Raw genomic sequence first — 14,019 nt, 5'->3', positions numbered from 1 at the left:
CAAGTTAAATAGTTTATTTATAAGAACTAAAACGGCCCAAACATAGGGCCGTTCATATTATTAAAAAACTCTAAACTATCTGATAAAAATACATATTGTGATAGGTTTTTACTTTATGGAAGAGTACAAGTAAACCTTTATACCTCTTGTAATTCGACGTGCTTAGCGCTGTAAGATTTTGTAAATGCAACACACCCCAAAAGTACAGCAAGTGGTAACACAGGATCAAAGATTGAACCATGAGATCCGAAGAATAAGTTAAGAATCATGACTAATGAACCACCAATAGCCCAAGCAATTGTTGTTGGAATAGTCCAAATAATGAGTTGTTTCTTAACCTCAGTCACCCCCATTAATCGATTAACAATATGGAATAGCGAGTCATTAAAGTAGCCAGCAAATAGAGATCCCATCGTAGCTGCCGTCGCTGCGAATAAAAGGTTAACGTCAGGAATATTCACTAAAACTGGGGCAGATATAGAAGCAGCGGTTATCATGGAGACTGTACCAGAGCCCTGAATAATACGAACTAACGTCGCAATAATAAATGGAATCATAACCGCAGAAATAGGAAGCCCTGCAACTTGGTTAGCAATCTCTGCGCCCGCACCCGTTTCACGCAATACGGCACCTAACGCGCCACCAGCTCCTGTTACTAACAAAATGATGCCACAAGTGGAGATTCCTTGTTCCATCTTTTCATTCGCTTCTTCTTTGGTAAGGTTATTACCCAATGTGTAAACCGCTAATAACGTCGCTATTGATAGTGCAATAGTAGGGCTGCCGATAAAAGCGATAAATTGACCAAATGTTGTTGCAGTCAGCCCTTCGAAACCGAAAGTCCCCTCTAATAAACCCATCACTGATTTCGCAAGTATAAGTAAAATTGGGATAATAATTGGAGCGATAGATTTACTTAAAGATGGTAGGTCTTTCGCTTCTTTACTTGCAATGTACTCTTTGTGATCATTAATCAGTTGCTCACTAGACTTCGAGAAATGTTCGGTTGGAATGAATTCAGGAAACTGCTTTTCTAACCATCTTGCATACCAAACAATACCCATGACACAAGGCGCTGCGATCATCAAACCAAAACCTAACATGCTGGCAAGATCGACACCAAAGATACCAGCAACTCCCAAAGGCCCTGGAGTCGGCGGAATAGCGTGATGCGCTACGACCAAGCCGCCCGCCAGAGCAACCGTAAGCGTTAAAATCGAGCGATTGGACGTTTTTGACAAAGACTTCGCTATTGGATAAAGAATGATAAGCGCGCTATCCACAAAGATTGGGATGCTAACAATATAGCCAGTTACAGCAAGAGCGGCCTCTTCTTTCTTTTTTCCTAACCACTTTATAAAATTATAGGCAATACTTTCTCCTGCTCCAGAAGCCTCTAAAATAGCCCCCATCATAACGCCGAGACCGATGACAATCCCTATACCGCCTAATGTTCCACCAAATCCTTTGCTAACGGTCGCAATCGTGTCGTCAACACTTAACCCACCAATAATACCTGCGATACATGCCGCAATTAACATCGCAATTAACACATGTACTTTTGTACGTAATACAAGAAAAACAAGGACTGATACGGCTACTATTAGTCCAATTACTGAGGTTGGTAACATTAGACAATCTCCATATTGTTAACAGAAATAAATTGTTGTAATACATCCTTGAAATTACTGTCTGCTTTAAATCCAAGCTCCAGTTCTTTAGTACAATCAATTTTTTGTGGCCAACTACTCACAATACGATCAATACCCGCATCATGCTCATAGGTAATATAATTAGAAAGTTGTTTACCCATTAGAGTGTCCATTGTTTGAATCATCTCAGCTGGTGTAGTTTGAATACCAGGTAAATTAAGCGTTCTATAGGACAGATTATTTAACTGCTCATAAGGCATTAGCCCTGCATATTGAATATTGTCCACCACTCTAGACGGGCTCGATATCCAAAGTTTTAGCGTAGGGTCTACAGGACAATTTGATTCTTGAGCATTCAAAGGCTCACGAATAATTCCGCTTACGAAAGAGCTAGCGGCAAGGTTTGGTTTCCCAGGGCGAATACAAATAGTCGGTAAACGTACGGATACAGCTTTAACAAAGCCTTTACGGGCATAGTCGTTCACCAATAACTCACCTATAGCTTTTTGCGTCCCGTAGGATGACTGAGGATGAAGTGCTGTTATTGGTGTAATCGTTTCCGGAAGATCACCACCAAATACAGCTAAAGATGAAGCAAACGTAAAACGAATATTAGGGTTTACTTTACGGCAACGCTCAAGCAATAACTGTGTGGTCGTCAGATTTACAGCTACGCCTAAATCAAAATCTTGCTCAGCATGGCTCGATACAATTGCCGCTAAATGAAAAATGTGTGTCGTTTCGGCAGTAATAACTTGGTCTATATTTTCTCGCTTTGTCATATCCATGACTAAAGAAACGACTCGGTCATCAATGCCCTCTAAGCGCGACTTTTGAATGTCGACAATAGTAATACTTTCAGCTTTGTTTTCTTTTAGTAGTGATTTGGCAAGTAGGGTTCCGAGAAAACCCGCCCCTCCAGTTATGATAATATTCATAGTCACGACCCTTTGTTTTTGTAATTGGTTTCAAGTTATTTATGGATAGAAATTAAAATTGTTATAGGTATGGTTTAACCCAACTAAGGCCCAGCTGCGTGCTATGCCTTGGGTTGTATTCACAACCGATCCAGCCTTGGTAACCAGAGTCATCCAAAACATAGAATAGGTGTGGGTAATTCAGTTCGCCTTCCGATGGTTCGTGCCTTTCAGGCACAGAAGCAATTTGAATATGGCCTGTGTATGGCGCCACATCGCGAATCAACGTACTCAGATCACCGTCCATAATTTGTGCGTGATAGAGATCGAGCTGCAATTTCACGTTTGGACGAGCCACTTGTTTGATGAGTTCCACCGCTTCACGTTGATGTGCAACAAAGTAGTTCGGTACATCGCGATTGTTGAGTGGCTCAATCATCAGCTCAACACCATGTTCGGCAAACTTATCCGCTGCATAACGAATGTTTGAGATAAAGGTTTCAATATGCTGGTCACGAGTGAAGCGTGAATCAACAATGCCAGACATAGCGTGAACCTTTTTACAGTTCAGTGCCTTGGCGTACATCAACGCAGTCTCGACGCTCGTTTTAAATTCATCCTCACGCCCCGGAATAGCTGCAAAACCTCGTTCACCTGCATCCCAATCACCTGGAGGCATGTTGAATAACGCTTGCTCAAAACCAAACTGCTGTATCTTGCTTGCTAGTTCTTGCGCTTCGAATGCGTATGGAAAAAGGTATTCCACCGCTTTGAAGCCCGCTTGGTGTGCTTTTTCGAAACGATCTAGAAAAGGAACTTCTGTGAATAACATTGTCAGATTTGCCGCGAATTTAGCCATTACTTACCTCTCCCTTTTAGGTCTTGAATCTCAGTATCCGTTAAGTAGCGGATGTTGCTATCTTTAAGAATGAACGCTAGCTTCGCTGTCTCTTCTAGCTCTTCTGCGTTATCCACTGCATCTTCAAAGTCCGTACCCGTGATCACTGGACCATGGTTCGCCAGGAGGAAAGCTCGGTAGTCACTAGCCCGCTGCGCAAGTTCTTCAGCAATCTGAGGGTCGCCCGGGCGCAGGTACGGAATCACTGGCAGTTCGCCAATGCGCATTACAAAGTAAGGTGTGAAAGCTTTGATGGCATTCTCGCGATCTAAACCTTCAAGACAAGAAAGCGCCGTCAAGTAAGTAGAATGCAGATGCACAATCGCATTACACTTTGAGTTATTTCGATAAATCGCCAGATGAAAAGCCACTTCTTTTGATGGCTTTTCACCAGAGATATGGTTGCCATCAATATCCACAACCGAAAGCTCTTCAGCAATCAAGCGGCCGAACGAAGAACCAGTTGGCGTTGCCAGAAAGTGTCCATTAGGCAGTTTTAGAGAAAGGTTGCCAGCGCCGCCAGTCGCATAGCCACGTTCAAACATAGAGCGCGCCATAGTGACCATTTGCTCTCGCAGTTGTTGTTCTGTCATCAATTCTTTATTCATCACAACCTCACCTATTCAAAAAACGACTGTGCTTTGGCAAAGAAGTGTTCATCGCCGAAGTTGCCCGATTTCAGAGCCAAAGAAAGCTCGCCTTCAAGTGACTTCACCCAAGGTACACCTGGTGCGATTTGAGGACCGATATGAAAACCTTTTACGGCTAGGCTTTGGGTTACAACCCCTGAGGTTTCCCCACCCGCAACGATGAAATTTTTCACACCGTGCTGCTGAAGTTTAACTGCAAGTTGGCTAAAGAACTGTTCAACCGCGTGACTTGAAGCATGCGCGCCAAACTCTTGTTGAATCGCTTTTAACGCCGCTGCATCTGCGGTTGCGTAAACCAGTGGTGCGAACTCGCTTTCGATGTTGGTCATGACCCAATCAAACACTTGATTTGAGTAATCTTCTTCCGTCAGACACGCCTTCACATCAATAGCAAAGTGTGGCGCTTTTTCTTTGTAAACAGCGACCTGTTGGTTGGTCATGACAGAACAAGATCCAGATAACACAACGGTTGGTGCCTTTTTAGGGTTCCCCTCTTGCTTCGCATCACTTTGATCTTCAAGGTTCTCTATCCAGTTCTTAGCAATACCCGCAGCCAAACCAGAACCACCAGTTACCAGTTTTAGAGACTTCGCCGCTTGGCCAAGTGTGACAAGATGCTCTGCATTGAATGCATCAACCACTGCATAGCGGTTACCTTGTACTTTTAGCTCTTCAAAGCGCTCAATTACCGCTTTTGGACCTTGTTCAATTATTTGGAAGTTTACCAGGCCAGATTTGCCTTGAGATTGAGCATCCATCATACGAACTAGGCTTGAATCAGTCATTGGTGTCACAGGGTGATTACGCATACCTGAGTCGCTTAGCAAGTCTTGGAATACAAATAGATGGCCGTTGTAAACTGTGCGACCATTCACTGGTAATGATGGGCATACAATGGTGAACGCTTCACCTAGCTCTGCAAGCAGTGCATCCGTTACAGGACCAATGTTACCTTCTGCTGTGCTGTCAAACGTTGAGCAGTACTTGAAGTAAAACTGCTGACAGCCATTTGCTTGCAGCCACTTAAGCGCAGCTACTGAATCCTCGATTGCCTCATCTACAGGACAGGAGCGAGATTTAAGACTGATCACGACCGCATCTGCATTTACATCAATCTCTTCTTTTGGAATATCGTTAAGCTGAACTGTGCGCATGCCGTTTTCTACAAGAAAACCTGCGATGTCTGTTGCGCCAGTAAAGTCGTCTGCGATAACGCCTAATAACATCATTTTTTCTCCGTTTTACGTGCGCTTACTTCTGTTTGTTTTCTACACCTGGAAGCTCAATACCATCAAAAATCTTGATAACGGCACTGTCGTCTTCCTGGCCAAAACCAGCATTGCTTGCACTCAAAAACATGTTTAGTGCTGTGCTTGATAGAGGAAGTGGAAATTTGAGATCTTTTGCTGTGTCCGATACGAGGTTTAGATCTTTCACAAAGATGTCGACCATAGATTTAGGGGAGTAGTCACCATCAACTACATGCTTCATGCGGTTCTCAAACATCCAAGAGTTACCCGCTGCATTCGTCACCACGTCGTACATCAGGTCAAGAGGAATGTTTGCACGTGCCGCTAATGCCATTGCTTCAGCACCAGCTGCGATATGAACACCTGCTAGCAATTGGTGGATAATCTTCACAGTTGCGCCTAGGCCAATCGCTTCACCGATGTTGTAGACCTTAGCTGCCGTTGCGTTGAGTACTGGTTCAAGTGCATCAAATGTGCTTTGCGCTCCCGACGCCATAATAGTCATCTCACCTGATTCTGCTTTTGCAGCACCACCAGATACCGGTGCATCAAGCATCACAAGGTTGTGTTCTGCCAATTTCGCTTCAATTTGTTTTGCGTCTTCTGCTGAGATGGTTGCTGAAACCATTACTGGCGTATTCGGCTTAAGCACTTTAGCAAGACCGGTTTTGAACAAGACCGTGTTAACTTGAGCTGCGTTCACAACAAGAACTAGAACCGAATCAAGCTTATCTGCAAACTCAACTGCATTTGTAGAAACAGCTTTTGCACCGAATGAACCTAACTCTTCAAGCGCTTGAGAATTTAAATCGAAACCATAGACATCTAGGCCTGCACGCACACATGACTTTGCGGCGCCCATTCCCATAGAGCCTAAACCGATAACACCTACAGATTGAACTTCACTCATAAAAACAATGCCTTCTGGTCTATTAAACTTTGTTAACTCTTGTTTGGTTGATGTGATTATATGTGAAGATTAATACTAAGACCTCGCTTTGAATCACATTTTTTCACACAAATTAACAATGTCGTGATATATACCTCTTTATGGGCAGAGATATTCCGAGCAGTTAACACAAGCGAAGGCTGTTCTTACAACGTTGAGAACATAATTCACAGATATTCACAACAAATGAAAAGATTGGTAGGATACTGAAAAACAAGAATATAGAAGTGAAACTATGATCCCAGCAGAACGTCAAAGAACCATATTATCCCTGTTATCACATCAAGAAGTGTTAAGCATTTCAGATTTAACCGACCACCTTGGCGTATCACATATGACCATTCGTCGTGATATCGTGAAGCTTGAATCCTCAGGTAAAGTCGTTTCTGTTTCTGGTGGAGTGCAACTCGCTCAAGCTCTACATTCCGAACTTTCCCATGATGCGAAGGTCGAGCAACAAGCGGATGAAAAAATTCAAATTGGTAAGCTGGCGGCTACGTTAATTGGTCAAGACGCTACGATTTACTTGGATGCGGGAACAACCTCTCTAGAAATCGCCCATCAAATAGCAAATCGTAATGATCTTTTAGTGATCACCAATGACTTCTCTATTGCTGCTTTCCTTATGACGCACAGTGAATGTGAGCTTTACCACACTGGGGGAAAAATTGACCGCGAGAACCAATCCACCATTGGAGGAAAAGTCGCAGAGTTCTTGAATGGGCTAAATATTGATATCGCCTTTATTTCGACTTCATCTTGGAGCTTGAAAGGCTTATCAACACCTAATGAAAATAAAGTTCTCGTTAAAAAAGCAATCATCAAGGCGGCACAAACCAATTATCTGATCTCAGACTCAACTAAATACGGTCAGATAGCGAGCTTTCATGCACTAGACATCGAGCAATTGGACGGAATTATTACCGATCGAAACCTATCCGAAGTGGTCACTCAAGAATTAACGGATAAAGGATTACGTGTGTATAAAGAGTAACACTACCTAAACATCTGAGTTCGCGTAACTTTTATACTCGTTAATTTATAGGTGCTTCCAATATACATAGACCGTGCTGTGTACTTTCTGGCAGAAAACACATCCTTTTGTTTTCTAAATTACCAAATTACTGATTACATCTGGATATGGAAGCTCACTTCGCTTTATCGCTGCTCGTCACTTGTCATCAAAAATCAAATTCACTGCAATTGCCATCAAAACTAAGCCTGAGATTGGCAGCAAGACACCTAATGGTGAGCGCTCTATGTAAGGCAGATTCTCTGCAATCAATAAGCCCCACTCAGGTTCTGGCGGCTTAACGCCAAGTCCGATAAAACTCAGAGACGTCAGACTGAGCGTAATGTATGGCAAACGTAGAAACGCGTGACGAATTAATGGCGGCAGTACGTAAGGCAACAAGTAGTAACGGAGTACTCGCCACTGACTGGTTCCCCAAATGGGCGCAAGATGCGTGTAAGGCTGCGCTTTGGCTTCCATCAACAAACTTGCACAGTGCGCTGCTAATGGTGCCCACGACACCATAACAATCGCAATCAAAGCGCTGTTTGGGTTCATCCCCGTTAGACCAGCAATCAGCAGACCAGCCACAATGTATGGCACACCTTTGGTGATCTCAATTAAGCCTTGGCTATAACGAGTCACGAAGCCGAGCAGCAAACCAATCACCAAACTTAGGAAGGTTGCGATGATGCCCATTTTGATTGTCGACATCATACCGCCGCCAACACGAGCAAGCAGATCTCGCCCGACCGCATCGGCACCAAACGGTGCTGCTAAGCTTGGCGATTCAAGGCGGGTAAATTGGATAGTGTAAGGATCGCGCATTAAGGCCCATCCCGCACAACCAATCAGCAAGGCAAAGATTGTCGCACTGACAATACGTTTGGTGGTGCTTTGGGTAAAACGGAACGTGCTGTGACTGCTGATCAGCTTGCCACTTGTGACACTGTGCCCGAGTAACCAACGTTGCAATAAGATGCTCGCACTACTGATCAACATAGAGAACACCAGCAACACCAACAAGCCACCTTGCAGCATCGGCAGATCTTGTGACTTCGCCGCGCCTAATATTAGTCGTCCGATACCCGGAATGGAGAACACCTGTTCCACAGCAACCGCGCCGCCGGTCAAACCAATTACCGTCATTGCGATTTGAGGGATCAAGTTACTAACGGCACGCCACAAGGCAAAGCGTAAGATTTGAAACTTACTGACGTTCGCCGATAACCAAGTGATCACCCAAGGCTCATCTAATACACGCTTGAGGCTGTCATTGAGCAAGCGCCCGAACAAGCCAGCAGCAGGCAATGCCATTGCCAAACTGGGTAGCCAGAGGTTTTGCACGCCTTGCCAACCATAAGGTGGGAACCAACCCAACCAAATGGAAAATACCATGATCAGCAATGAAGCAATCACGTATTCCGGCAATGAGACCAACACCGAACTTAGCGTGTCATGATGCTTGTCTAAACGATTCTGTTGCCAACGACGCACGGTGTAAAGCACGCTCGCCATGCACATTACAAATGCCATACCTAACGCTGTAAGCATCAGTAATAGTGACGTTTTTGCGGTTTGTTGAACGCTCTCCATCACGGATGCGCCACTCACCCAAGAGACACCTAAGTCACCTTGCATGGCAAGCGTCAACCAATCCCACAGTCGCTCAGCAGCGCTGCGGTCAAGTTGAAGATCTTCTCGAATTGCTTGCAGAGCTTCCGCCGTCAGCAATTGTTGAGCACCCGCACGGGCACGGAGGATTGATTGGCTTGGATCGATACCGGCAATATCCGGCATCAAACCCACCAGCAGAACTACTACCCCGAGAGACAAGAAGCGCGACAAAAAACGAGTAAACCATTCAGGCATACAAGCGCTCCAACGAGAGCGCATGTTGGCAACAGACGACATCGAGTTAGTTCACCTCAGTAAACTGGTCGATCAGGCGACGCTCACGTGGGTCACGTTGTGCATTCTTCACGCGATCACTCTCACCTTGGATTACACGCTCGTGAAGCAGTGGAATAACAGCGTATTGATCAAGGATTTTGCTTTCTGCTTCGATGATCGCTTGTTGGCGTTTCTCTCCCAATGGCTGACGATCAGCGTGTTTCAGTGCTGCGTCCACTTCTTCAGAGCAGAACTGACCTAGGTTGTAAGAACCTTTACAGCTAAAGTCACTTTGCATGTACGCCACTGGGTCACCAGAATCCAACACTGTTGCACGTGACAACAAGAACGCATCGAACTTACCTGCTAGTGCATCGTTTTCGATTTGTGCGTATTCACGAACGTCTAGTTCAACCACAAAGCCGGCCGCTTCAAGTTGTTGCTTTAGCAGCACCGCCACTTCTGGCAGCTCAGCACGGTCGGTAAATGTACCGATGGTGATCTTCTCACCGTTCGCGTGGCGCATTTCCATGGTTTCCATACGAGGGTTCGCATCACGAATTGGTTGAGCCCATGCCAATGCTGGACCTAACAGACCTTTTGCTGAATCGGCGTGGTTCTCGTAAACCGTTTTGATGATTTGCTCACGGTTAACCGCTTGAGCAGCTGCTTTACGCAAACCGAACTGGCTAAACACATCTGATTTATTGTTTAGGTAAAGCGTGTTGGTACGTGGCATTGCGACTTCGTGCAGCTGTGAAGATTCCATCATCGCGATTTGCGAAACAGGAACCGCTTCAACGACATCCGCCTCACCGGTACGCAGTGCAGCAGCACGAGCAAAACCGTTTGGTACGTATTCAGCAAAGATACTGTCTACTTTTGCTTTTTCACCCCAGTAACCGTCAAAACGCTTCAGTTTCGCGCTGGTTGTCCCGTTGATTTCTGTCAGAACGAATGGACCCGTACCCGCATTGATTGGCACAACGCGACCGTTTTCTTGATATGCAGCACCAGAAAGGATCGCTAGCTGTGGGCTAGATAGACGGCTTGGCAACAATGGATCGTTAAAGGTCGTTTTGATTTCAACAGTGAAGTCGTCCAGTGCGCGAACTTGCCATTCGATACCATCCAAAATGCGTGGTTTTGGTGCGGCATCTAGTGCTTTTTGTAGAGAGTTCACAACCGCGTTGGCATCAAGGTCAGAACCATCGTGGAATTTCACGCCCTTACGTACCGTAAATTGCCACGTCATCGGATCAACTTGTTCCCACTCTGTTGCCAGCATTGGCTCTGCTACCGACTGATCGTTGAGGTTCACTAGCGTTTCTGCTGTGCTCCAACGTGACAGTTTGAACGCGTCATCTGAAAGTGGCGACAAACCTGTGCGTGGTGGTTGCATCATGGCAACGCGAATTTCCGTTGCTTGCGGTGCAGCTGCTTTTTCCGCTTCTGGCTTGCTTTCGCCAGAGTCAAAACAACCCGTCAACAGTGCGCTTAAAGCCAGCGACAAAGCTAACTTGGGAGTACTAAGGTGCATAAGAAACCTCTCCAATGGTTTTTGTGAATTCATTACTTTTGTGTTGAGCGCTCATCAAGGCTCTCGTGATCAAGTGTGATGGGTTATTTGTCACGTTTTGTGCCGTGCCGTGCTCGACAACGTGTCCTTTGTCTAACACTAGGATTTCATCGCATAGGGTTTGTGCCGCATCGAGGTCATGTGTCACCAAAATCAGGCGCATCTGACGACTCTTTTGAATGCATGCCAACAGGTCGAGAATCTGTTTACGACTGACGGGATCTAGGCTGCTGGTTGGCTCATCGGCAACCAACACGCAAGGTTCGACAATCAAAGCTCTGGCGATAGCCACACGTTGCGCTTGCCCAACTGATAATTGCTGCGGGTTGCGATCCAGCAATGTGAGATCCAAACCGACATCCACCAAGACCTTTTCCACCTTCTCATTGAGCTCTTGCGTCAAACCAATGTTGCTTAGCGGCTCCAGTAAGATCTGGCGAACGGTGTAATAAGGATTCAAGCTCGATTGCGGCTCTTGCGGAATCAATTGAATGTGCTGACACAACTCTTGGCGCTGCTTAGCCGAGCTACGCGATAGCGGATAGCCACACACATACACTTCACCAGATGTGGGTTTACGAAGACCAAACAGAAGTTCAATCAAGGTCGATTTACCCGCACCAGAAGGACCAACAATCGCAATGTTCTTTGTGTCGATGGCAAGATCCAATTGTTCGAGCGCTTTAAACGGTTTGCCCCCTAACCAACTTGGTTTGGAGTAATAGTGAACACTGGCTTGCTCAAAGCGAACTTCCGCCGATTTAGGCTGCGTGTGCCCGCTCAAGTTGTGCTTAGTCAAAATAGGCTCCAGAGATGAAGTTAAGGCAGCAGTTGCGCAAGTTGTTGGCAGAAAGGATGCGAACTTTGCTGAATGGCTTGCCATGGTGCGCCATAAGCCACCATGGTGTTGTCCGCAATCACCAAGACTTTGTCACACGCCAAAGCCGCAGATAGATCGTGCGTGATCAACAAACCACTGATGTTGCGTTGCTGAACACTACTGCGAAACAACTCGAGGATCTCCGCTTCGGTGATTGGATCGAGCGCACTGGTGGGCTCATCAGCGATGATCAAGTTGGCACTACCAAGCAACGCAATCGCAATACAAATACGCTGGCGCTGACCACCAGATAACTGGCTTGGATGCTGCGCTAATGCTGCTTTTGGATCCGCAAATCCGAGTTGAGACAACAAGGTCGTCACGGTGTCTCGGTTTGCTGAAGACAAGCGCGTTTTTTTGCCCGTCAATGCCAAACACAGTTGTTGTTCGACAGACGCCAATGGATTCAGCGCTTTAAGTGCATCTTGGAAAATGACCGCGGGACGCTGCAATTGACTACGTTGCAGCATGACAGTTTGTGCGACTTCACTGCTGTTAAGCTGGATACTTCCGTCTACCCAAATATCAGACGGCAAAAAACCTGCGACGGCTTTCGACAACATGGATTTACCAATGCCGGAAGGTCCCATAATGGCAAGAACTTCACCTTGAGACAGCTCAAAAGAAATGTCTTTGAAGAGTGTACGCTCTGAGTCTGTAAGGCTGAGATTATTAACGGAGAGTATTGGTTGAGAAATCACGGCATAAACTAAATGTAATAATATAACATCACAAATAATATCATGCGGGTTAAAGCAAGGAAACCAGTCGGAAAGGTTATTTCATCACCTTTTTCAGATTTATCAACAAGGGCAGATGGCTCCACCCTTGTTATAAGAACATCTAAATTAGGTCGTCTGTGACAGTGTGAATTAAAGACACTTTTGTTTAACTTGACCGAGGTATCGAAACAAGAAGACAAAGCGCCCAACGTAGAACAAAGTGAATGCCAGCCATAAACCGTGGTTGCCCCAATATTGCACCGCAATCAATTGAGTCACTAAGAACAACACCATGGTTAGAAAGGTAGAGTTACGCACTGGTCGCGTCGTCCCTGTACCGGTAAAGATGCCGTAAAACGTAAGACCAAAACCAGCAACCAACGGGAATGCCAATAACCAAGGGCTCATGTCTAGATACAGCTCAACAAGGTTTGGCAAGGTGGTAAACAACATCACCACTTGGTGTTTGAACAGCACTAACAGCAAGGTCAAGACAACAACGAACGCCGCGGTCCATTGCGTGTTTAGCTTAATCACGTTATCAAGCAATGTCGTATTCTTCTGGCCTACCGCTTTACCTGCAAAGACGCTCGACGCGTTCGCTACACCGTCGAACATGTAGCTGACGATAAAGGTCACTTGCATCATGATTGCGTTCGCAGCAAGCACATCAGAACCAAGCTGAGAGCCTACACGCGCCATCATGTTGAAGAACACCAATAGACACACAGTACGAAGCAGCAGATCCATATTGGAAGACGCAATGACTTTGAGATCTTTACGCGTCATTTTTGCGGTCTGAATGTGATCAAACAGCGGGAAGCGACAGGTTTTCAACACCAGCACCGCACCAATAACAAACGTCGAGATTTGCGCGATAAGTGTCGCCACCGCAACACCAGCAATGCCCATATCAAAGTACAACACAAATACGATATCCAGCACGATGTTCAGAACATTACCAAACACTTGCGTGAACAAGGTTTCTTTGGCTTTCGCCTGCCCCATCAACCAACCAATCACGGTGTAGTTCAGCAGTACAAACGGCGCACCAAAGATCATGATATCGAAGTAAGTCTTAGCGTTTTCGGCCACGACTGCATCAGGGGAGATAATCAGCTCTGCCCCCATCCAAATCACGGACTGCAACGCAATGAAAATCAAGCCAAGGCAGAGCGAAAGCACGAAAGGACGCAATAAGCTACTCGCTTGATCCTCTGGGCTATTTTTACCTAATGCGATTGCACTTTGCCCGGTAGTACTGACGCGGAAGAAGCCAAACAGCCAATACAAGGTATTCATGATAACGGTGCCGATCGCTACACCACCAATCATCTCAGCCACACCGAGTTTACCGATCACCGCGGTGTCCACCGCCCCCAATAATGGTTGGGTAACAGTAGAAACGATGAAAGGAAATGCGATTTTAAAATAGTCTTTATGAGTCAGGGACATCTTAAATTATGAACAGGGTTAATTTTTATAAGGTCGCTATCATATGCGAATGGCGTCCGAACATGAACCAAAGTTCGCCAGCAAGGAATAGCATTGATAATTGATACAACCAGCAAACGTATTCTCATACCAAAGCTTGAAATAGGATAACGACTTATGAGA

12 protein-coding genes are annotated in these 14,019 nt (G+C 45.6%); 1 reads left to right on the top strand and 11 read right to left on the bottom strand.

What is annotated here, in order from left to right; translation table 11 throughout:
* Window positions 1-137: 137 nt before the first annotated feature.
* From R7F64_RS02570 to ltnD, 6 genes are all read right to left on the bottom strand, one after another.
* Window positions 138-1,631: a GntP family permease gene (locus R7F64_RS02570; RefSeq protein WP_005375369.1), complete on the bottom strand. Its 1,494-nt coding sequence runs from the start codon at window positions 1,629-1,631 to the stop codon at window positions 138-140.
* Entirely contained in the window at window positions 1,631-2,590 is a 960-nt protein-coding gene (gene denD, locus R7F64_RS02565; RefSeq protein WP_017635260.1) for a D-erythronate dehydrogenase, read from the bottom strand. Before denD ends, R7F64_RS02570 begins: the two co-directional genes overlap by 1 nt.
* A gap of 61 nt (window positions 2,591-2,651) precedes the next feature.
* On the bottom strand, window positions 2,652-3,428 hold the full coding sequence (gene otnI / locus R7F64_RS02560; protein WP_042521549.1) for a 2-oxo-tetronate isomerase: 777 nt from the start codon (window positions 3,426-3,428) through the stop codon (window positions 2,652-2,654).
* A complete protein-coding gene (locus R7F64_RS02555) occupies window positions 3,428-4,075 on the bottom strand; it encodes an aldolase (RefSeq protein WP_005385078.1) in 648 nt (215 codons plus the stop codon). Before R7F64_RS02555 ends, otnI begins: the two co-directional genes overlap by 1 nt.
* Window positions 4,076-4,086: 11 nt before the next feature.
* A complete protein-coding gene (gene otnK, locus R7F64_RS02550) occupies window positions 4,087-5,343 on the bottom strand; it encodes a 3-oxo-tetronate kinase (RefSeq protein ID WP_065275632.1) in 1,257 nt (418 codons plus the stop codon).
* Window positions 5,344-5,368: 25 nt separating this feature from the next.
* Complete coding sequence (gene ltnD / locus R7F64_RS02545) at window positions 5,369-6,277, bottom strand: L-threonate dehydrogenase (RefSeq protein ID WP_161445308.1); 909 nt, start codon at window positions 6,275-6,277, stop codon at window positions 5,369-5,371.
* Between the two features lie 274 nt (window positions 6,278-6,551).
* Between ltnD and R7F64_RS02540 the strand changes: the two genes are divergently transcribed.
* Window positions 6,552-7,310: a DeoR/GlpR family DNA-binding transcription regulator gene (locus R7F64_RS02540; RefSeq protein ID WP_005375354.1), complete on the top strand. Its 759-nt coding sequence runs from the start codon at window positions 6,552-6,554 to the stop codon at window positions 7,308-7,310.
* A gap of 177 nt (window positions 7,311-7,487) precedes the next feature.
* On the opposite strand, the gene R7F64_RS02535 is transcribed toward R7F64_RS02540, so the two are convergent.
* The 5 genes from R7F64_RS02535 to R7F64_RS02515 all read right to left on the bottom strand — a co-directional run bounded on the left by R7F64_RS02535 (window position 7,488) and on the right by R7F64_RS02515 (window position 13,857).
* On the bottom strand, window positions 7,488-9,242 hold the full coding sequence (locus R7F64_RS02535; protein ID WP_412034459.1) for an ABC transporter permease subunit: 1,755 nt from the start codon (window positions 9,240-9,242) through the stop codon (window positions 7,488-7,490).
* Between the two features lie 4 nt (window positions 9,243-9,246).
* Window positions 9,247-10,761, bottom strand: coding sequence for an ABC transporter substrate-binding protein (locus R7F64_RS02530; protein ID WP_213879464.1), 1,515 nt, complete (start codon window positions 10,759-10,761; stop codon window positions 9,247-9,249).
* Window positions 10,751-11,599, bottom strand: coding sequence for an ABC transporter ATP-binding protein (locus tag R7F64_RS02525; protein ID WP_213870356.1), 849 nt, complete (start codon window positions 11,597-11,599; stop codon window positions 10,751-10,753). Before R7F64_RS02525 ends, R7F64_RS02530 begins: the two co-directional genes overlap by 11 nt.
* A 20-nt stretch (window positions 11,600-11,619) precedes the next feature.
* Window positions 11,620-12,381, bottom strand: coding sequence for an ATP-binding cassette domain-containing protein (locus R7F64_RS02520; RefSeq protein ID WP_104976471.1), 762 nt, complete (start codon window positions 12,379-12,381; stop codon window positions 11,620-11,622).
* A gap of 171 nt (window positions 12,382-12,552) precedes the next feature.
* On the bottom strand, window positions 12,553-13,857 hold the full coding sequence (locus tag R7F64_RS02515; RefSeq protein WP_318071422.1) for an MATE family efflux transporter: 1,305 nt from the start codon (window positions 13,855-13,857) through the stop codon (window positions 12,553-12,555).
* Between the last annotated feature and the right edge of the window lie 162 nt (window positions 13,858-14,019).

This window comes from Vibrio sp. Vb1980, assembly GCF_033338615.1.
Lineage (GTDB): Bacteria > Pseudomonadota > Gammaproteobacteria > Enterobacterales > Vibrionaceae > Vibrio > Vibrio alginolyticus.
This window is presented reverse-complemented; position numbering and strand designations above follow the sequence as displayed.

What these genes read in the sequence shown, in the direction of transcription:
- R7F64_RS02570 (WP_005375369.1), bottom strand. Translation starts at nt 1,631, where the DNA reads ATGTTACCAACCTCAGTAATTGGACTAATAGTAGCCGTATCAGTCCTT.
- denD (WP_017635260.1), bottom strand. Translation starts at nt 2,590, where the DNA reads ATGAATATTATCATAACTGGAGGGGCGGGTTTTCTCGGAACCCTACTT.
- otnI (WP_042521549.1), bottom strand. Translation starts at nt 3,428, where the DNA reads ATGGCTAAATTCGCGGCAAATCTGACAATGTTATTCACAGAAGTTCCT.
- R7F64_RS02555 (WP_005385078.1), bottom strand. Translation starts at nt 4,075, where the DNA reads ATGAATAAAGAATTGATGACAGAACAACAACTGCGAGAGCAAATGGTC.
- otnK (WP_065275632.1), bottom strand. Translation starts at nt 5,343, where the DNA reads ATGTTATTAGGCGTTATCGCAGACGACTTTACTGGCGCAACAGACATC.
- ltnD (WP_161445308.1), bottom strand. Translation starts at nt 6,277, where the DNA reads ATGAGTGAAGTTCAATCTGTAGGTGTTATCGGTTTAGGCTCTATGGGA.
- R7F64_RS02540 (WP_005375354.1), top strand. Translation starts at nt 6,552, where the DNA reads ATGATCCCAGCAGAACGTCAAAGAACCATATTATCCCTGTTATCACAT.
- R7F64_RS02535 (WP_412034459.1), bottom strand. Translation starts at nt 9,242, where the DNA reads ATGTCGTCTGTTGCCAACATGCGCTCTCGTTGGAGCGCTTGTATGCCT.
- R7F64_RS02530 (WP_213879464.1), bottom strand. Translation starts at nt 10,761, where the DNA reads ATGCACCTTAGTACTCCCAAGTTAGCTTTGTCGCTGGCTTTAAGCGCA.
- R7F64_RS02515 (WP_318071422.1), bottom strand. Translation starts at nt 13,857, where the DNA reads ATGTCCCTGACTCATAAAGACTATTTTAAAATCGCATTTCCTTTCATC.